The sequence below is a fragment of the Okeania sp. KiyG1 genome (assembly GCF_014132355.1).
Lineage (GTDB): Bacteria > Cyanobacteriota > Cyanobacteriia > Cyanobacteriales > Microcoleaceae > Okeania.
The window spans coordinates 13,692-33,537 of the sequence record NZ_BLZO01000075.1 but is presented as its reverse complement, the minus strand read 5'-3'; the positions used below and the strand labels follow the sequence as shown (position 1 = coordinate 33,537).

Below are 19,846 nucleotides of genomic sequence, written 5' to 3'. Positions count from 1 at the left end.
TCGGGTACGATCAAACAAAATCTGTTTCTGTAATTAACGATGCTGAAATATTATTTAACAAGGCTAATTCTTCACCATTATCAGTTACAGTAATTAACGTGCTATTGTCATCTGTTTGACTGATTCCCAGGTCACTAAAACTTAGAAAATCTGGTAATTGAATCAAATCTATACCATCAGTAAAGTCGGTGATAATATCTAAACCTTCCCCAACAGCTAATTGAAAAATATCAGCATCGCCACCACCACTGAGGGTATCTATTCCTTGACCTCCACTTAAGGTATCGCTACCTAGATCCCCTGATATTGAATCGTCACCAAAACCCCCATCTACAAAATCATTATCTCTACCACCAAAAATTGTGTCGTTATCTTCCTGACCAAAAATTGAGTCACTACCTCTATCTCCCCTGAGAAAATCTTCCCCTATGTTGCCAAAAACTAAATCCCCATCTCTACCACCATAAATTGTGTCGTTACCTGCATCCCCGTTGAGAGTATCTAGGTCTCGATTACCAAATAAAACATCGTCATCATCTAAACCATTAATTACATCGTTACCATCTAACCCAAAAATGGTATCTTGTTCTATTGTACCATTGAGAATATCTGCTTCAGCAGTGCCAGTGATTTCCTGTATAATTTGCAATTCCACAGCACCAATATCAACCCCTGCACCAGCTAATCGCGGTTCCCCCCGTTGGTCTGTGGTCTGTGCGTTGGGATTACTGCCCGCATCAATAGCAGGACTATTGGGGAGAGGTAAATGGGTTAAGGTAGGGCCACCATTGTCAGCTAAGTCTCCCAGTAGAGGGTCAGTGATGCCTACTTGGTCGTTGTCGCCATTAAAAACATTAATGACGTTACCTGCACCAATTAGATTATTACCATCACTGGTAAAGCTATCGTTACTTACGACATCAATCTCAGTACTGATTACAGCATCAATCTCAATATCAGTGTTAACATTACCAGAAACAATGCTAGAGGTTACATTAGTAGAGTTAGGATTTGTATCAGTTAGATTATTGTGGAAAATACCACTTCCTCGACCTGCATCAGCTTCATTATTAGTAATTGTACTATTGCTAATACTGGCTGTGCCAAAGACGTTGTCGATACCACCACCCCTAGAAGCTGAATTGCTACTAATAGTGCTATGGTTAATAGTAAGTATACCACGATCTAAGGAGATACCACCACCACCAGAAGCTGAATTGCCACTAATAGTGCTATTGTTGATACTCGCTGTACCACCAAATAAGAAGATACCACCACCACTAGAAGACGCTGAATTGTCGCTAATAGTGCTATTGTTGATAGTAAGTGTACCACTTCCTAGCCAAATACCAGCACCACGACTAGCACCAGTAGCACCACCAGAAACTGAATTGCCACTAATAATGCTATTGTTGATACTGACTGTAGCACTTACACCTAGGCTGGAGAGACCACCACCACTAGAAGCTGAATTGCCACTAATAGTGCTATTGTTGATAGTAAGTGTACCTGAGTTATTGGTGATACCGCCAGCACCACCAACGCCAGTTGAATAATTGCCACTAATAGTGCTATTGTTGATACTGACTGTGCCAAAAATTGAGAAGATACCACTACCATCACTGCCACTAATAGTGCTATTGTTGATAGTAAGTGTACCTGAGTTATTGGTGATACCACTACCACCAGTGATTGCTACATTTTCCAACTGTAGGGCAGCATCTTCCAAAACATCAAACACCCGATCGCCTATTCCAGTTTCACCCCCAGCATCAATAACAGCTTGTTCTCCTCCCTCTGAAATAACTGTTATTTCTCCACCACCAACAACAATATCTAAATCTCCTGTCGCAGCAGCATCTTCCTCACTTCCTGCAATAGTTAAATTATATGTTGCTCCTGCTGTCAGTTGAATAGTATCATCTTCCGGTGTACTATTCGCCTCAATAATTGCTTCCCGCAGAGAAGTAACTCCATCACTATTATCCACTACATCATTAGTAGTATCTACCACAATATTTGCCAACACCCCAGCGTAACTTGCCCTAACTTCTGGTGTAAATGCCAACGCTGACTTGAGTTGACCAAATATTACTTCTAAATTCCAGTTACCACCTCTGCTAACATTTCCAGTAAGTGTTTCCGAGGCAGCAATATTTGCTCCAGTTAGTTGATGCAGTTGTCGGACAAATTCTTTACCTTCCTTACCACTTGCTACCTGACAACCATAAATCAATATTTCCCCATCAGCAGACAAACATTTGCCCCACTTTTGAATACTCTCAACATATAGATGAATATTGTCATTTTTCAGGATACTATTTCCCACACACAAAGCACCTTTTGCCCCATGAGAAATAATATGAATTGTCTCTACCTGATGGTATTTACCTAAGTTTTCAGCTATTTGGTCTATACCATTTCCATTGGGTTCTAGGATAACTACTGTTGTCTGACGATCGACCTCTGGAATTAAATGATGGTAATTTTCTACCTTAGAGTCAATGAATAAAAGTTTGGTTTGATTCATAATCTTAGGAGGGTTGTAGAGTAAAACTACAATATACCATCATTTTGTATTATTTCCTAATTTCTTAATATTATTTTATGTTAAGAGTTTATCCTCTGAGCAAGAAATCATCCTCACTAATAGATGCGGTATTCGTGAGATTAGCAAATTCACCACCACTGCCAAACTCTGCTGCTGTACCATTGGCATTGTAGAACAATTTACCGTTGTTGCTATTGTAAACAATAAATGCTTCTGAAGTTTCGGCATCAGAGTCACTGGTAACTATAGCAAATTCAGCATTGACACTAAAACCTGTTCCTGAGTCACTGGTAATAGCAGTAAACGTGCTTTTGTTTAGGAGAATTTTATCTTGTTCTGGCACAAAGTCAGTAATGTCATCTACTCCAATATCATCTGAGTTAAATTCATCATTTGTATTGAAAATAAAACGGTCAACACCTGCTCCTCCAGTCAGAGTATCGTTACCTGCACCACCGTTGAGAACATCCAGACCATTACTACCTACGAGGCGGTCGCGACCATTACCACCATTGAGATTGTCGTTACCTGCACCACCGTTGAGAATATCCCGACCGCTACCACCTACGAGGCGGTCGCGACCATTACCACCATTGAGATTGTCGTTACCTGCACCACCTTTGAGGACATCCCGACCATTTCCACCTAGGAGGCGGTCGCGGTCGTTGCCACCATTGAGATTGTCGTTACCTGCACCACCGTTGAGGACATCCCGACCATTTCCACCTAGGAGGCGGTCGCGGTCGTTGCCACCATTGAGATTGTCGTTACCTGCACCACCGTTGAGAACATCCCGACCATTTCCACCTAGGAGGCGGTCGCGACCATTACCACCAGTAAGAGTATCATTTCCGTTTTTGCCCAAGAGGGAGTCATTCCCTCGATCGCCTATGATTTTGTCATCACCTCCACGACCATCTATAGTGTCATTACCTGCTAAACCTGTAATGGTGTCATTTTCATTTGTGCCATTGAGGCGATCGCTTTCAGGAGTGCCAATAATTTCTTGTGTAGTCTGCAATTCTACTGCACCAATATCAACCCCTTCACCAGCTAATCGCGGTTCCCCCCGTTGGTCTGTGACAAGTGCATTGGGATTACTGCCTGCATCAATAGCAGGACTATTGGGCAGAGGTAAATGGGTTAAAGTGGGGCCACCATTGTCAGCTAGGTCTCCAAGTAGAGGGTCAGTGATGCCTACTAGGTCGTTCTCACTGTCAAAATCATCAATGGCGTTACCTGTACCAATTAGATTATTACCACCACTGGTAAAGTTATCGTTACTTACGGCATCAATATCAACATCAGTGTTAACATTACCGGAAATAATGCTAGAGGTTACATCTATAGAAGTAGGGGTTACACCAAGTATATCATGGAAAATACCACTTCCTTCTTCAATAGCTTCATTATTAGTAATTGTACTATTGCTAATACTGGTTGCGCCTCTTGAGGCGACACCACCACCAGCAAATGCTGAATTGCCACTAATAGTGCTATTGTTGATATTGATAATGGATGTGCCATATAGGCCTGATGAGTTGTAGATGCCACCACCATTAATACCTGCTGAGTTACCACTAATAGTGCTATTGTTGATATTGATAATGCTGCTTACATCTTGGCCTGATGAGTTGATGATGCCGCCACCACCAGCACTACTCAAATTGCCACTAATATTGCTATTGTTGATACTGACTGTGCCACCATCATAGTTACGAATACCACCCCCAAAAGCAAAAACAACATTGCCACTAATAGTGCTATTGTTTATGCTCGCTCTGCCTGATGAGTTGTTGATACCACCACCATCATTGCCACTAATAGTGCTATTGTTGATAGTAAGTGTACCTGAGTTGAAGATTCCTCCACCAGAACCATTATTTACAAAACCACGAGTGATTTCTACATTCTCCAACTGTAGGACACCATCTGCCAAAACATGAAACACCCGATCGCCTATTCCTGTTTCACCCCCAGCATCAATAACAGCTTGTTCTCCTCCTTGTGAAATAACTGTTATTTCTCCACCACCAGCAAGAATATCTAAATCTCCGGTAGCAGCAGCATCCTCATCACTCCCTGAGATGGTCAAATTATATGTTGCTCCTGCTGTCAGTTGAATAGTATCATCTTCCGGTGTACTATTCGCCTCAATAATTGCTTCCCGTAGAGAAGTAACTCCATCACTATTATCCACTACATCATTAGTAGTATCTACCACAATATTTGCCAACACCCCAGCATAAGTTGCCCTAACTTCTGGTGTAAATGCCAATGCTGACTTGAGTTGACCAAATATTACTTCTAAATTCCAGTTACCACCTCTGCTAACATTTCCAGTAAGTGTTTCTGAGGCTGCAATATTTGCTCCTGTGAGTTGATGCAGTTGTCGGACAAATTCTTTACCTTCCTTACCACTTGCTACCTGACAACCATAAATCAATATTTCTCCATCAGCAGATAAAGATTTGCCCCACTGTTGAATATTCTCAGCATATAGATGAATATTGTCATTTTTCAGGAGACTATTTCCCACACACAAAGCACCTTTTGCCCCATGAGAAATAATATGAATTGTCTCTACATCAGAGCATTCACCCAGACTTTTAGATATTTTGTCTATACCATTTTGATTGGGTTCTAGGACAACTATTCTTGTCTTTAGATCGACCTCTGAAATTAAATGATGGTAATTTTCTACCTTAGAGTCGATGAATAAAAGTTTGGTTTGATTCATAATCTAGGATGGTTGTAGAGTTAAACTACAATAATGTACCATCATTTTGTATTATTTCCTAATTTCTTAATATTATTTTATGTTAAGAGTTTATCCTCTGAGCAAGAAATCATCCTCACTAATAGATGCGGTATTCGTGAGATTAGCAAATTCACCACCACTGCCAAATTCTGCATCTGTACCATTGGCATTATAAAACAATTTGCCGTTGTTACTGTTATAAACAATGAATGCTTCTGAGGTTTCAGCATCAGCATCACTGGTAACTATAGCAAATTCAATATTAATGCTGAAACCTACTCCTGAGTTACTGGTAATTTCAGTAAAAGTGCTTTTGTCTAGGAGAATAATATCTTGTCCTGGAACAAAGTCAGTAATGTCATCTACTCCAATATCATCTGAGTTAAATTCATCAGTTGTATTGAAAATAAAACGGTCAATACTAGCACCACCAGTCAGAGTATCGTCGCCTGCACCACCATTGAAGCGATCGCGACCAATACCACCTACCAAAGAGTCGTTACCATTACCACCAAAGAGGAAGTCATTACCTTGACGACCTTGGAGGGTATCGTTGCCGTTTTTTCCAAAGAGGAAGTCGCTACCTCGACTACCAATAATTTGGTCATCACCACCACGACCATTAATAGTGTCATTACCTGCCAAACCTGTAATGGTATCATTTTCACCTGCACCATTGAGGACTTCGCTTTCAGGAATGCCAATAATTTCTAGTGGAATTTGTAATTCTACAGCACCAACATCAACCCCCTCTCCTACAAACCGTGGTTCGCCTCGTTGGTCTGTGGTAAGTGCATTGGGATTACTGCCTGCATCAATGGCGGGACTATTGGGGAGGGGTAAATGGGTGAAGGTGGGGCCACCGTTGTCTGCTAGGTCTGCAAGTAGAGGGTTGGTGATACCTGTTTGGTCGTTGTTACCGTTGAAGTCATTTATGGCGCTACCTGTACCAATGAGATTGTTGCCACCACTGATAAAGAGGTTGTTACTTTCTACAGACTCAACGTCACTATTGATATTACCGGATACAATGCTAGAGGTAATAGTTGTGGAGGCGTAATAAGATTTGTCGTAGTAATTATCAGGAGTATAAACTGTTCTAAAATCAGCTTTTTGGAGAATGGCACTTCCTGAGTCTGAAGGATTACCATTATTGGTAATGGTACTGTTGCTGATGATGGCTGTACCAGCTAAATTGTATATACCACTTCCATTATTTGCTGAGTTACCGCTAATAGTGCTGTTACTGATACTGATTGTAACACCTGCTGAGTTGTAAAACTTATTATAAATACCACCACCATTATTTGCTGAGTTACCGCTAATAGTGCTGTCGCTGATACTGAGCGTGCTATTTAGCTTGTTATAAATACCACCACCATTATTTGCTGAGTTGCCACTAATAATGCTATCACTGATACTAACTGTGCCAGAGAATAAGTTAGAGATGCCACCACCATTATCTGCTGAATTGCCACTGATAGTGCTATCGTTAATAATTGCTGTGCCATCTAGGTTTTCAATCCCACCACCATCATCATCTGCTGAATTGCCACTGATAGTGCTGTCGCTGATAATTGCTGTGCCATCGTTGCTGATACCTCCACCACTACCTACATTTGGGAAGTTTGCAAAATTACCACTAATAATACTGTTGCTGATACTTGCTGTACTATCTACTGAGTTGAGAATACCACCACCGCTAAAAGCAAAATTACCACTAATAGTGCTGTTGCTAATACTGGCGCTGCCGTATATGTTGACAATGCCACCACCACCATAAGTTGCTGAATTACCGCTAATAGTGCTGTTGCTAATACTAACTGTACCTGAGTAGTTGAAGATGCCACCACCACTAGGAGCGCTAGTTATTGCTCCTCTAGTAACTTCTAAATTATCCAACTTTAGGGCAGCACCTTCCAAAACATGAAACACCCGATCGCCTATTCCACTCTCACCCCCAGCATCAATAACAGCTTGTTCTCCTCCTTGTGAAATAACTGTTATTTCTCCACCTCCAGCAACAATATCTAAATCTCCGGTAGCAGCAGCATCTTCATCACTACCTGAGATAGTCAGATTATATGTTTCTCCTGCCGTTAATTGAATAGTATCATCTTCGGGGGTATTGTTTGCTTCAATAATTGCTTCCCGCAAAGATGTCACACCATCAGCATTATCTACTACATCATCAGTAGTATCCACCACAATATTTGCCAATACTCCTGCATAAGTTGCCCTAACTTCTGAGGTAAATGCCAATGCTGACTTGAGTTGACCAAATATTACCTCTAAATTCCAGTTACCACCTTTGCTTACATTTCCAGTCAGAGTTTCTGATGCTGCAATATTTGCTCCTGTGAGTTGATGCAGTTGTCGGACAAATTCTTTACCTTCCTTACCACTTGCCACCTGACAACCATAAATTAATATTTCTCCATCAGCAGACAAACATTTGCCCCACTGTTGAATACTCTCAGCATATAGATGAATATTTTCTAAATTCAAGATACTGTTTCCCAGGTACAAAGTATTTTTTGCCCCATGAGAAATAATATGAATTGTCTCTACCAGATGGTATTTACCTAAGTTTTCAGCTATTTGGTCTATACCATTTCCATTGGGTTGTAGAATAAATACTTTTGTATCAAGGTCAATCTCTGAAATTAAATTATGGTAATTTTCTACCTTAGAGTCGATGAATAAAAGTTTGGTTTGATTCATAATTGTAGAGAATTTTAAAGGAGTATTAATTAATTCAATCAGTAACAGATTATCCATTGCAATCTACTTTTTCTTTATTAAAAATTTAGATTTTTGTAGCTCAAAAATTCTCTATGTTATTAACCCGATCTTAACCATAAGCACATTTGCTCAACACCAAAAAATTAATTATTCAAACGCGTCATATTTGGTGTAAAAGTTAAAACAGAAACAGTCAAGCTATGAGTTATAAAAATATTAATGGCCATGATGCAATAGGAGTAGATATCAACTTAAGCATTAATTGACGAAAAAACTAGATATTATAAGACTTTGGCAGGAATTCCTCTAATATAGAAAGTTGTAAAATAGGAATAAACTTTATGAACATACAGACAGTTGCAACGCAACCTTTTAGTGACCAAAACCAGGCACTTCAGGACTCCGCAAAAAAGTGCCAACTTTTAAACAACCCCACTATCTAGAAAACTTTATTCAGTCTATCTTTGATAGTCTAGAAAACATTGAAGGTCAAACATTTGTGCTTGGTGGTGATGGTCGTTATTACAACCGTCAAGCGATCCAAATAATTCTGAAAATGGCAGCCGCTAATGGGGTGGGTCGAATGTTAGTGGGTCAAGGTGGGATTCTTTCTACTCCTGCTGCTTCCTGTATTATTCGTAAAAATAAAGCCTTTGGTGGTATAATCCTCTCTGCTAGTCATAACCCAGGTGGACCAGAAGAGGACTTTGGTGTTAAGTACAATATTAGTAATGGTGGTCCTGCTCCAGAAAAAGTCACAAGTGCCATTTATGAGCGCAGTAAAGTTATAGATAGCTACAAAATAATGGAAGCTGCGGATATTAATTTAGACCAATTGAGCAGTCATCAGTTAGGGGAAATGACTGTAGAGGTTATTGACTCTGTGGCAGACTATGCTGAGTTAATGGAATCATTGTTTGATTTTGCTAAAATATCAGAACTACTCAAGTCTGGTAAGTTTCGGATGTGTATGGACTCATTACACGCTGTTACTGGAGGTTATGCGAAAGATATTTTTGAGCAACGGTTAGGTGCTCCCGCAGGTACAGTGCAAAATGGTGTGCCTCTGGAAGATTTTGGTGGAGGACATCCAGACCCGAATTTGGTATATGCTCACGACTTGGTAGAGGTCATGTTCGGAGATAATGCTCCTGACTTTGGTGCTGCTTCTGATGGGGATGGCGATCGCAATATGATTTTAGGCAAAAATTTCTTTGTGACTCCTAGCGATAGTTTGGCAGTATTGGCGGCTAATGCTAAGTTGGTTCCTGGATATAGTTCTGGTTTGGCTGGTATTGCGCGATCGATGCCAACTTCGGAAGCACCAGACCGAGTAGCTGAGAAGATGGGTATTGACTGTTATGAGACTCCTACTGGTTGGAAGTTTTTTGGTAATTTGTTAGATGCGGACAAAGCGACTCTTTGTGGTGAGGAGAGTTTTGGTACAGGGTCTAATCATGTGCGGGAAAAAGACGGACTTTGGGCTGTTTTATTCTGGTTGAATATTTTAGCTGCACGGCAAGAGTCTGTAGAAGATATTGTGAAGGAACACTGGAAAATTTACGGTCGCAATTATTATTCTCGCCATGACTATGAAGGGGTAGAAACAGATAAAGCTAATACTTTGATGGGAAATTTGCGTTCCCTATTAACTTCTCTTCCAGGAAAGCAATATGCTCAATATGAGGTGAAATATGCTGATGATTTTAGCTATACTGACCCGGTAGATGGTAGTGTTAGTGAAAAACAAGGTGTTCGTATTGGTTTCACTGATGGTTCTCGCATTGTGTTCCGACTTTCAGGTACAGGTACTCAAGGTGCAACTCTGCGGTTATATGTAGAAAGTTATGAGCCAGATGCTAGCAAACATGACGAAGATACTCAAGCAGCACTATCTCCTCTGATTATTCTAGCAGACGAAATAGCTCAAATTAAAAATCTTACAGGCAGGGAAAAACCTACTGTAATTACCTAGCTTAAGAAGGTAGAAGAATTACCCCATCCCACAAAGAGCCAAAACTCTATCCTTAAGGACTGGGTTTACAGCGGTTTTCATTTCGGTAGACCACTATAGGGGCTAATGGCCATTAGCTCCTACAGGGTTTTGGTTGTGACGTGAGGCGCTTGATCGGCAAAAGCACTTAATCACAAAATATCTTGAGAAAAGCGATCGCTTACCCAACACAGGCAGCTTAAATAGGGCTTATATTATGTCCGGTTGAATAGTTTAAATAACGAGAGAGGAGTCAGGAGTCAGGAGTCATATCATGTCCGGTAGCATCGGTATTGTATAGAGAGGTTGACATCCTCCCCGGCCTAAAGGCGCGGGGATTCCTACCGAGCCTTAGCTCTTCGGTGGGTTGACGTTTTGCTAGCGCAAAGCTCCGCTAACACAGGCTGCTGCTACTTTTGCAGTAGTCTTACGCTTGCCTCCGCGTCCGTTTAATGTCTCGGACTGCCCGCCCGCGACTAATATATTTATCGCTGCATTCTCGTCTCTATCATGTTTTGCACCACAGTTGAGACACTCCCATTCTCGCACCTTCAGGTCTAGCTTCCCACCTTTAAAGCCACAATTTGAGCAAACTTGGGATGTTGGCTCAAGGGCGACTAATTACTCTGAAATCACGACCATATTTTTCAGCAATTCCATCTAAAAATGTCCGGAATTGTCTCCAACCTAAATCAGATATTGCTCTAGATAACTTACGGTCTCTTGGTGCGCGTTCCGCAAGCGAGCTGGCGTCGTCGCGGGGTCGCACCGCTTTTTAACCATTCCAGAAACGTTGTTATACTTCTAAAATAATTGTTTGGTTTTCACGAATTATTTCAGTAGATAATTTATGTAGAAAATCTGTCAAGCGTATCTTTCAGCTTGGCATGGAACTTAGCAACTCTAATCCTTGCTTTTTCATACCTTTTTGACCCTTTAGTTTTATGAGATAATGACAAACTTTACCTTTCTTAATTTCTTAATTCGTTTCTTCAGTGGCTTAGGAGCATCAACCTGTGTACCGTCACTAAATGTAGCAAAAGTTTTAATACCTAAATCTATGCCTACTGAATTATCAGTTTTAGGTAATACTTCTGGTTGTATTTCTACTACAAAACTCAAGAAATATCTATGTAGGGGCGAACGGCCGTTCGCCCCTACGTCTTTGATTACTGTTACTGATGATGGAACAGTAGGTAATTCTCACAGGCGAAACTATTTTCAGCTTCCCAATTTTGGCTAAATAAACTTTGTGTTGACCAACTTTAAACCCTCATGAGTGTAAACCTAGCAGTCTGCGCGTGATTTCCTGATGCATGAATTTAGGAGGTTTAACAGGCTTACCTTTTCTCTGGCCTTTAGTCGATTTAAAAAAGTTTTGATAAGCCTGATTTAAATCATTTAAAGATTGCTGCAATGGTATAGCAGAAACTTCTGATAGCCATTCTCTGTCTTCAGTCTTTTTCGATTGAGTGATAAACTGTTTTTGTAGCTCGGAGTTAGTAGGTTTATTCTCTCCTAATTGATACTTTTCACAGGCAACAAGCTAGACTATCATTCCAAACCACAGTTCACGAAGTGTTGCGCCAGCAAACACAACCAAATAGCTTGGCTAATCGGTATTTTTGTCCCGGTGTTGGATATATGCGATACTTAAATCTAGCTTTCATAATTCCTATTTAAACTAATAGTATTATAACATATTTATAGAAATAAAATCAACTAAAAAGTCGCCCGCTTATGGGCGAGGCGCATACCCCAATTTTTCGGTAAGGAAGAAGGAAGAAGGAAGAAGTAGGGGCGTTAACGATAGTTATGCGCAAGCTTTCGGCCGTTTGCTGACGCATAGCTGACGCTAACGCCCCTACAGGAGGGAAGAAAAATAGGAAAGAAGAAGAGAAGATTTTTTCATCACTAATTATCCGGACATGATATTACCGATCAAATATAGCGCTGCGCGCAGCTCATCTGGCAATAGGCAATAGGCAGTAGGGGGGATAAAAAGCTGTTTGCGTAGCATCTCCGTTGGAATAATATAAAACTTTTAGCTATTGGACAGTTCCTGAAATTTGTAAATATGCCAGCGCACATTGCTATATAAAAGTATTAGACATCTCCAAGAATAAAAAATCAAATCAATTGTCGCACATAAATTATCAATTCTTATCCCCTACTGCCTACTGCCTACTGCCTACTCCCTCTTTTTCGGAGATGTCTATTGATAAATAAAGGTTTGAGCATTTTGAATCGCGAATTGCAGTGCGCCTGTTTCAGTTGAAAACGCTCAAAAAGCTAGTATTTTGGGTTGACTATGGCAGCAAAATCATTCTTACAATTCTTACTCCTACCTCCTAGCTCATTCCCCGTTCTTCCTGTCTCCTGTCTCCTACCCCTACTAAAAGACTAGTGAAGCGCAAACCCTAAATAGCTATCATTCCTTACCTATTCCATCTGCTCGTTGGCATTCGAGATGGTCTGCAAAACACTCGAAATAGTCAAAGCATCGGTGGATGAAAGCGACTGCTTCCCGATATGTATTCTCGTCAAACTCAATGTTATGCAGTTCCTCATTTCCATCTTGATGAATATTGTGGTTCATTTCAATTTCCTGATGGTAAGTACCAAAGTACTGTAGGGACTGGTTATAGCCACAACGCTGGACTAGATCGACTAGATATTTGAAGAACACCTTTGCAGTTGCTTCTAAGACCAATGGGAATATAATGCGAATTCTGTCATCGCTAATATATAAAAGATCGCCGATAAGTCCATAAGCAAAGTCTCGCACAGGTTGGTGAGTGGCTCCGAATACCCAGGAGATATCCCGTTTGCAATTGAGTTGTTCGATGTCAAACAAATACCATTGCTCGTGTCCTGCATCTTCTGCCATCAAACTTGCTGCAACTTTTTTGAGGACAGAGTCGGAAATTAGGTTATGAGTGAGCCGTAGCATATCTTGGAATATCAAGATGAAGAAGTAAAAGTGGGGAGCAATAGCTTGCAGATCATCAATCTGGGAAGAATTATCAAGGGCTTTAAAAAGTGGTTGATTTTCGAGTTTCTTCTGTCGCTCCTCAATAATATTCTGCACATCTTCTATCGTCCATTGTTTTTTTTGTGTGATAGTTTCTGCAAGTTTAGGGGAAACTGATGAGGAAGATTGGAGTTGTTGGTTCAATTCTTGCTTGGCTGTAATATTGTGCATTGTCTTCATAAAAGGTATCTAGAAATAAATAATTTTGAATTTTTAAAAGTCATTTCAGTTCAAAGACAGAGGATCGGCAATGTTTTAAAGCCTGAAAATGCTAATACGTTGAGGCAAATCTTCTAGAATCTGGGATATACTAATAGTCATGGTTATATTTTTTTGCCTTTTGGCTTTTTGAATCAAACTGGAATTATACAAGATGAACTATACACTATACTAATCATAAAAGAAGCTTCTGGTACGGGAAATATGAAATTTTCTCTCAATGGCGCTTTGACTATTGGTACTTTAGATGGTGCAAATGTGGAAATTCCCCAGGAAGTGGGAGAGGAAAATTTATTCCTGTTTGGGCTAACAATTGAAGAAGTCCAAGAACTGAAGGCTAATGAATATAATCCCTGGGATTACTATAACTCTAATCCTCAGTTAAAATAGGAGATACATAGTTATGTTAGAACCAGCAAAAACTGTAGAATTATTTCACAAACATCTAGATCAAAAAACTTTTGCACCAGGAGATGTAATTTTTGAAGATGGGCAAAAAGCTGATGTAATGTATGGAATTATTGAAGGAGTTGTCGAATTATTTGTTAATGGTCAAGTTGTGGAAACAATTAAAAAAGGTGATGTTTTTGGTGAAGGAGCGCTAGTTCACGAAGAACATACTCGAGCTTCTACTGCTATTGCCAAAACAGAATTTGACATCCTCCCCGGCCTAAAGGCACGGGGATTCCTACCGAGCTATAGCTCCTCGGGGGGTTGACGTTTCACAGGCTGCTGCTACCTTGACGGTAGTCTTACGCTTGCCTCCGCGTCCGTTTAATGTCTCGGACTGCCCGCCCGCGACTAATATATTTATCGCTGCGTTGGTATCGCGATCGTGTTTAGCACCACAGTTAAGGCACTCCCACTCTCTCACTTGAAGGTCTAATTTGCCTCCATGAAAACCACAACAACTGCATTTTTGGCTGGTTGGCTCCCAACGATTAATTACTCTCAAATCCCGACCGTATTTTTCTGCTTTACCTTCTAGAAGTGTTCGGAATGTCCGCCAACCTAAATCTGATATTGCTCTGGATAATTTACGGTTTTTCACCATACCAGATACATTCAAATCCTCTAAAACAATTGTTTGGTTTTCACGAATTATTTCAGTGGATAATTTATGCAGAAAATCTGTCCTAGTGTCTTTGAGTTTTGCATGAAATTTAGCTACTCTCAATCTAGCTTTTTCATATCGTTTAGACTTTAAAGTTTTCTTGGATAATGATTTACTTAACTTTCGATACTTTTTAATCCGCTTTTTCAATGGTTTAGGAGCATCAACCTTTGTACCATCGCTAAATGTAGCAAAGGTTTTGATGCCTAAGTCTATCCCCACAGAATTATCAATCTGAGGCAATATTGTGGCACAAGTTTCTACTACAAAACTTAAGAAATATCTATTAGCTGAGTCTTTAATAATAGTTACTGATGATGGAGGAGCAGGTAACTCTCTAGACCAAACTATCTTGAGTTTTCCAATCTTAGCTAAATATACTTTATGCTGACCAACTTTAAAACCTCCTCTTGTAAATCTAGCAGTTTGCTTTGACTTTCTAGTTTTAAATTTAGGAGGTCTGATCGGCTTACCTTTTCTTTGGCCTCTAGTTGATTTAAAAAAGTTTTGATAAGCTTGGTTTAAATCATTTAAAGATTGCTGCAATGGTATAGCAGAAACTTCTGATAGCCATTCTCTGTCTTCAGCCTTTTTAGCTTGAGTAATGAACTGTTTTTGTAGTTCAGAGCTACCAGGTTTCTTTTCTCCTAACTTGTATTTCTCCTGGCAGAAAGCTAGGCTATCATTCCAAACAACGCGGACACAACCAAATAGCTTTGCTAATCGGTATTTTTGTCCCGCTGTTGGATATATACGATACTTAAATCTAGCTTTCATAATCTGACTTTTTAACTAACACTTAAAATAACATATTTATTGAAAAAAACAACTAAAAAGTCGCCCGCTTATGGGCGAGGCTTTAGACCCATTTTTCGGTAAATTAGCTTATCTTGACCAAGAACGCTTTTTATTTGTAGTTCAAGAAACACCTTTATTTGCCCTGTCTGTAATTCGGAGTTATTCCAATCGTCTTCGCAAAATTAAGGATTCTATCTAGTTATTAAGCTATTTATCATAAACTTGGTAAATACTTAAAATAATTTTAGTTACGAGTTTTTTCAGCTTAACTGTATGCTCCTAACAATAATATATTTGAAAAATTGAGAGTGTATGTTAAGGCACAGAAATCCGGAAGTTAATCTGGTAAGTTATCCATAAAGTCAAGCGCAAAACTAACGTATAATTTCATCCATTCCATAATGAATTAAAAATTTGTTCTGATATAATACTGAGGTGTTCATTAATTGATAATTGATAATGGATAATTGATAATTACCTCTGGTTAAAACCGAGAGGATTGAATATAAGGAAATATTATTTCTTTATTTCCCCTTAAAGGGGAGGCTTTAAACCAGAATTATTTAATTATTAATTATTAATTATTCGGTAATTAACTACAAATACTCCTAATGAGCAAGAAAAAACCACAATTAGACATTGGCGATTACTCAGTCTCCAAACTGGTAACTAAACTGCATGAATACTTGAGAAATTATCAAGCTTATTATGAAGTAATGTAGGGATAAATTATTAGGTAAACTAGGAACTTCAGATAATACTGAAGAAGAAAGAGAACTAACTCAATAAATGAAAATAGTTACTAAAAAAATGTCTTTTTTTGGGTTATCTGAATGACGTTCTTTCGGCTGCAGATAGATGAGTTAATGCTCAAAGTATGGTATCAGAAATGGAATTGGATGAAGATTTGTATGGAAATACAGTAGAAAATTAGTGCAAATAGCTTTGTCCTAATATCTCAAAGTATATTGAATACTAGGAAATTATCGACTAAACCATAAGTAAGCAACTTATTCTGAAAAGGAGAAATAAATGGCTAAGAATTTACTCGAACAATTACGAGAAGTAACCATCGTTGTTGCTGATACAGGCGATATTCAAGCAATCGAAAAATTTCAACCACGGGATGCTACGACTAATCCCTCATTAATTACTGCTGCAGCTCAGATGCCACAGTATCAGGAAATTGTGGATGAAACCTTAAAAAAAGCAAGGGAAGAGTTGGGAACAGATGCTACTCCTTCTGACGTAGCAAATTTAGCATTTAAGAGACTGGCAGTTGCTTTTGGACTCAAGATTTTACAGATTATTCCAGGGCGAGTATCTACAGAAGTTGACGCACGACTATCCTACGATACAGAATCAACTATAGCCCAAGGACGAGATTTAATCGCTCAGTATGAAGCAGCAGGAGTCTCACGCGATCGCATCTTGATTAAAATTGCTTCTACCTGGGAAGGTATCAAAGCCGCCGAAGTATTAGAAAAAGAGGGTATTCACTGCAACTTAACTCTACTATTTGGTCTGCATCAGGCGATCGCCTGTGCTGAAGCAGGAGCAACTCTAATTTCTCCTTTTGTAGGTAGAATATTAGACTGGTACAAAAAAGAAACTGGGCGAGACTCTTATCCTCCTGCGGAAGACCCCGGTGTATTATCTGTGACTCAAGTCTACAATTACTACAAGAAATTTGGTTACAAGACTGAAGTCATGGGAGCTAGCTTCCGCAACATTGGTGAAATCACAGAATTAGCAGGTTGCGACTTGTTGACTATTTCACCTGGTTTATTAAGTGAGCTAGAATCAACTACAGGGGATCTACCAACGAAACTTTCTGTTGAGAAAGCGGCTCAGTCTGATGCAGAAAAAATTGCCTTAGACAAAGAGACATTTGATAAGATGCACGCTGAAAACCGCATGGCATCTCAGAAACTAGATGAAGGTATTAAAGGTTTCTCCAAAGCATTAGAATCATTGGAAAATCTGTTGGCAGAACGCTTGACTCGTCTAGAGGGAGTCACTCATGCAGCAGAAGATATTTTCCATATCTATGACCTAGATGGTGATGGTTTCATCACTCGTGAAGAGTGGGCAGGAACTGATGCTGTATTTGATGCTCTAGATATCAATCAGGATGGTAAAATTTCTCCAGAAGAAATGGCATCTGGGTTAGGAGCTGTGTTCCAATTAGCTAAGGTTTAGTTGTTAAATTAAAGCCTAGTTCTTAGACAAAATTATCCCTACTCTGAACATTAATTTGGAGTGGGGATTAATATTGTAATGGTATAGACAGTGGGAGCATCTTGCTCCCATTCTAACGGGACTTACAGCACTTTTTAGGATAATGAGGTACAGTTTTAAGATTAATCTTTTTTTCCCTACTCCCTACTTCCTCATTTACCTTGATTAGGAGTCAAATTCTCAGTGAAATTTTAAGCATAAATACTTACTGAATCCTTGACTCCTATTGACCACTATAATTTACTTCTTACTTCTTAGTGCGTGGATGAAAAGCGAACAGGCGATTTTAATCGCCTGAAAAAAAAGAGTAAAAAAGGTTGTTATTTTTCTGTTTTTGCAGAATACGATCAGGAGTCTTGGAAAAGTGACCCTTACTTTTAGCTCGCAAAAATATAGCGATTTATTAGTAAAATACCAGCCTAAGCTAATTAAAACAGAGGATGAAAACGAACGAATGCTGGCTGTTATAGAGGAGTTGATGCACATTCAAAATCGCACTCCTGAAGAGGAGGATCTCTATGAGTTATTGATTGTTTTAATTGAAAAATTTGAGAGCGATTTTTATCGTCCTGGTGCAACATCGACACCTGATTCGATGTTACTGTTTTTAATGGAACAGCAGAAAGTACAACCAGAAGATTTGGTAGAGGTTGTTGGTTCGTCGAATGTTGTGCTTGAGTTGGTTAATGGTAAGGGTGAGATTAGCGATGAGTTGCCTGAAACTTTGGGAAATTTTTTTAAGGTTGATTCTAGTTTGTTTGGGCGATAATAGGGGTATGGCTAAATATTGGACTTTGGACAAAAAGAAAACAGTTAGCGTAATATTTACGCTAACTATATTAGAGAAATATTTCTCTGTCTCCAGTGAATTTAATCACTGAAAAATGGCAATAATTAAGAGTTGTCGCCCACTACTAAGAAACTTTTCGTTGTTTTTTGGATTTTTTTTTGCCTTTGATGATAACTTGATGACGAGTTCGTGGTGTTGTTTTATATCCTTTAATCCGTCCGGTAGAATAACCTCGACGTTTAGGAGATGTCGTCATTGTACCCAAAGTCGAAATTATTCGATAAAAATCTCTTTGAACTAAACTGGGAGTGATTTTAACTGATTTATTAGTCTTCAAATAATGTTCCCAAGGACGGGGTAAAACAATGGCTAAATTCCTAGCAGCCCATAAATTAACATAAGCAATTAATGTTAATTTGAACCAATTTTCTTCATGTTCAACATCAGGGGTTGAATAAGCTGTCATTAATAATCTTTGTTTACCAAATCGGAACAGATGTTCTATGTCATAACGTTGCCGATAAGATTCATAGCAATCAATCAAACTTAACTCTTGACGTCGAGAACCAATAACAATTAACCACATCGGTTTCCCAATCTGATTACCTACTTCATCAGTAATATTAATTTGTAGTAAAGTAAAAGGATAACGATTCATTTTATAGTTCTGAGTTCCTTTCATTAACATCTGGTTCCAACCCGAAATTGTTACTGTCAATTGACGACCTTTTCTAGTAGTAAAAATGGATTGACTAACCTCCGTAGGTTCATGCCAAGTATTCTCATCTTTCAGGTCAAATTTATCTCCATACCAACGGGGATGTCCTGAAGTAATTGCTTGGTGTTCTTTCCTGATAAATTGACGGTAAAAGACTCGATTGCTTCTCACTCGTGTCACGGTAATTAAGTTTTTATGCTTGACTTGTTCTCCAATAAAATTTCTTTGGCTGTAGAAACTGTCAGCAACTAAAACTGATAACTTCTCTCCAGAGAAAGAAGCAGTTTTAAAGATTTTTTCCAGTTGTTTATTACCAATGTTAGTAGCCTTTTCTGACGAGGGAACCCTTTCTCCTAATAAGGGAACAGCCCAAGGTACATTACCTGTTGCTATTCTCTCTGGTAAAGCGCATATAACTGAATAATAATGGCCAATACTAATGGGTTTATTTCCTTTAATTGGATTGGGATAATTGATAAAAGTTTTGTCGGCCAATGTAGCTGAAAAAGGACGTGGACAAGGAGTTGTATCAATTCCAAATAAATGAAAATGTCGGGAAACTGGAGTAGGAATTGTTTGAGACGCAGCCTCTAATAAGTAATTAACTTGTTGTGAGTAATTATCATCATTTTTATCAGGTAAAAATTCTTGAATTCCTTTATATAAACTGTTATAATTTCGTCGAAATAAAGGATGTTCAGACAATTCTACTACCGAACTTGCGATGGAGTTTGATGAAAGGGCATCTACTAATTCTATAATAGTTTCAATTCTTGCATTAACTCCATGATAAAGGTTTTGCCTCCAGGATAAGAACTCCTTGATTGATTGACTGTTTTCTTGATTTTCCATGGTTGTGAATAATACACCTCTGAATGTTAG

Annotated in this window: 14 protein-coding genes and 1 pseudogene; 5 read left to right on the top strand and 10 right to left on the bottom strand. The window is 39.1% G+C overall.

Annotation, left to right across the window (positions count from 1 at the left end):
• Nucleotides 1-10: 10 nt before the first annotated feature.
• The 3 genes from SAGCYANO_RS16300 to SAGCYANO_RS16290 all read right to left on the bottom strand — a co-directional run bounded on the left by SAGCYANO_RS16300 (nucleotide 11) and on the right by SAGCYANO_RS16290 (nucleotide 8,093).
• Complete coding sequence (locus SAGCYANO_RS16300) at nucleotides 11-2,530, bottom strand: DUF4347 domain-containing protein (RefSeq protein WP_202221043.1); 2,520 nt, start codon at nucleotides 2,528-2,530, stop codon at nucleotides 11-13.
• A gap of 88 nt (nucleotides 2,531-2,618) precedes the next feature.
• Nucleotides 2,619-5,291, bottom strand: coding sequence for a DUF4347 domain-containing protein (locus SAGCYANO_RS16295; RefSeq protein WP_202221042.1), 2,673 nt, complete (start codon nucleotides 5,289-5,291; stop codon nucleotides 2,619-2,621).
• Between the two features lie 90 nt (nucleotides 5,292-5,381).
• Nucleotides 5,382-8,093, bottom strand: coding sequence for a DUF4347 domain-containing protein (locus SAGCYANO_RS16290; protein WP_237396227.1), 2,712 nt, complete (start codon nucleotides 8,091-8,093; stop codon nucleotides 5,382-5,384).
• 376 nt (nucleotides 8,094-8,469) lie between these two features.
• Between SAGCYANO_RS16290 and SAGCYANO_RS16285 the strand changes: the two genes are divergently transcribed.
• Entirely contained in the window at nucleotides 8,470-10,032 is a 1,563-nt protein-coding gene (locus SAGCYANO_RS16285; protein ID WP_375339950.1) for an alpha-D-glucose phosphate-specific phosphoglucomutase, read from the top strand.
• Between the two features lie 396 nt (nucleotides 10,033-10,428).
• On the opposite strand, the gene SAGCYANO_RS16280 is transcribed toward SAGCYANO_RS16285, so the two are convergent.
• The 5 genes from SAGCYANO_RS16280 to SAGCYANO_RS16260 all read right to left on the bottom strand — a co-directional run bounded on the left by SAGCYANO_RS16280 (nucleotide 10,429) and on the right by SAGCYANO_RS16260 (nucleotide 13,255).
• Complete coding sequence (locus SAGCYANO_RS16280) at nucleotides 10,429-10,599, bottom strand: zinc ribbon domain-containing protein (RefSeq protein ID WP_237395965.1); 171 nt, start codon at nucleotides 10,597-10,599, stop codon at nucleotides 10,429-10,431.
• 58 nt (nucleotides 10,600-10,657) lie between these two features.
• The gene (locus SAGCYANO_RS16275) at nucleotides 10,658-10,819 is read right to left on the bottom strand and encodes a hypothetical protein (protein ID WP_202219657.1); all 162 of its coding nucleotides are present in this window, start codon (nucleotides 10,817-10,819) and stop codon (nucleotides 10,658-10,660) included.
• Between the two features lie 173 nt (nucleotides 10,820-10,992).
• Entirely contained in the window at nucleotides 10,993-11,172 is a 180-nt protein-coding gene (locus SAGCYANO_RS16270; RefSeq protein ID WP_202221041.1) for a transposase, read from the bottom strand.
• A 449-nt stretch (nucleotides 11,173-11,621) separates the two neighbouring features.
• Entirely contained in the window at nucleotides 11,622-11,720 is a 99-nt protein-coding gene (locus tag SAGCYANO_RS16265; protein ID WP_202219659.1) for a helix-turn-helix domain-containing protein, read from the bottom strand.
• Between the two features lie 761 nt (nucleotides 11,721-12,481).
• Nucleotides 12,482-13,255: a hypothetical protein gene (locus tag SAGCYANO_RS16260; RefSeq protein WP_202221040.1), complete on the bottom strand. Its 774-nt coding sequence runs from the start codon at nucleotides 13,253-13,255 to the stop codon at nucleotides 12,482-12,484.
• A gap of 228 nt (nucleotides 13,256-13,483) precedes the next feature.
• Here SAGCYANO_RS16260 and SAGCYANO_RS16255 point away from each other — a divergent pair.
• Both SAGCYANO_RS16255 and SAGCYANO_RS16250 read left to right on the top strand, forming a co-directional pair.
• Nucleotides 13,484-13,690: pseudogene (locus tag SAGCYANO_RS16255) on the top strand (glycogen/starch/alpha-glucan phosphorylase); the annotation flags it as partial.
• 16 nt (nucleotides 13,691-13,706) lie between these two features.
• Entirely contained in the window at nucleotides 13,707-14,021 is a 315-nt protein-coding gene (locus SAGCYANO_RS16250; RefSeq protein WP_202221039.1) for a cyclic nucleotide-binding domain-containing protein, read from the top strand.
• Here SAGCYANO_RS16250 and SAGCYANO_RS16245 read toward each other — a convergent pair.
• Nucleotides 13,992-15,194 (bottom strand): RNA-guided endonuclease TnpB family protein, encoded by a 1,203-nt coding sequence (locus tag SAGCYANO_RS16245; RefSeq protein WP_202221038.1) that lies wholly within the window; start codon nucleotides 15,192-15,194, stop codon nucleotides 13,992-13,994. The genes SAGCYANO_RS16250 and SAGCYANO_RS16245 overlap by 30 nt on opposite strands.
• Before the next feature lie 1,053 nt (nucleotides 15,195-16,247).
• On the opposite strand from SAGCYANO_RS16245, the gene SAGCYANO_RS16235 reads away from it, so the two are divergent.
• Both SAGCYANO_RS16235 and SAGCYANO_RS16230 read left to right on the top strand, forming a co-directional pair.
• Nucleotides 16,248-17,417: a transaldolase gene (locus SAGCYANO_RS16235; protein WP_202221036.1), complete on the top strand. Its 1,170-nt coding sequence runs from the start codon at nucleotides 16,248-16,250 to the stop codon at nucleotides 17,415-17,417.
• Nucleotides 17,418-17,910: 493 nt separating this feature from the next.
• On the top strand, nucleotides 17,911-18,225 hold the full coding sequence (locus tag SAGCYANO_RS16230) for a type II toxin-antitoxin system HigA family antitoxin (protein ID WP_237396226.1): 315 nt from the start codon (nucleotides 17,911-17,913) through the stop codon (nucleotides 18,223-18,225).
• A gap of 145 nt (nucleotides 18,226-18,370) precedes the next feature.
• On the opposite strand, the gene SAGCYANO_RS16225 is transcribed toward SAGCYANO_RS16230, so the two are convergent.
• Nucleotides 18,371-19,816, bottom strand: a complete 1,446-nt coding sequence (locus SAGCYANO_RS16225; protein ID WP_202218496.1) for an NF041680 family putative transposase — start codon at nucleotides 19,814-19,816, stop codon at nucleotides 18,371-18,373.
• Nucleotides 19,817-19,846 lie beyond the last annotated feature (30 nt).

Coding starts and splice junctions, on each gene's coding strand:
- SAGCYANO_RS16300 (WP_202221043.1), bottom strand. CDS start 2,530: ATGAATCAAACCAAACTTTTATTCATTGACTCTAAGGTAGAAAATTAC.
- SAGCYANO_RS16295 (WP_202221042.1), bottom strand. CDS start 5,291: ATGAATCAAACCAAACTTTTATTCATCGACTCTAAGGTAGAAAATTAC.
- SAGCYANO_RS16290 (WP_237396227.1), bottom strand. CDS start 8,093: ATGGATAATCTGTTACTGATTGAATTAATTAATACTCCTTTAAAATTC.
- SAGCYANO_RS16265 (WP_202219659.1), bottom strand. CDS start 11,720: ATGAAAGCTAGATTTAAGTATCGCATATATCCAACACCGGGACAAAAA.
- SAGCYANO_RS16260 (WP_202221040.1), bottom strand. CDS start 13,255: ATGCACAATATTACAGCCAAGCAAGAATTGAACCAACAACTCCAATCT.
- SAGCYANO_RS16250 (WP_202221039.1), top strand. CDS start 13,707: ATGTTAGAACCAGCAAAAACTGTAGAATTATTTCACAAACATCTAGAT.
- SAGCYANO_RS16245 (WP_202221038.1), bottom strand. CDS start 15,194: ATGAAAGCTAGATTTAAGTATCGTATATATCCAACAGCGGGACAAAAA.
- SAGCYANO_RS16235 (WP_202221036.1), top strand. CDS start 16,248: ATGGCTAAGAATTTACTCGAACAATTACGAGAAGTAACCATCGTTGTT.
- SAGCYANO_RS16230 (WP_237396226.1), top strand. CDS start 17,911: ATGCTGGCTGTTATAGAGGAGTTGATGCACATTCAAAATCGCACTCCT.
- SAGCYANO_RS16225 (WP_202218496.1), bottom strand. CDS start 19,816: ATGGAAAATCAAGAAAACAGTCAATCAATCAAGGAGTTCTTATCCTGG.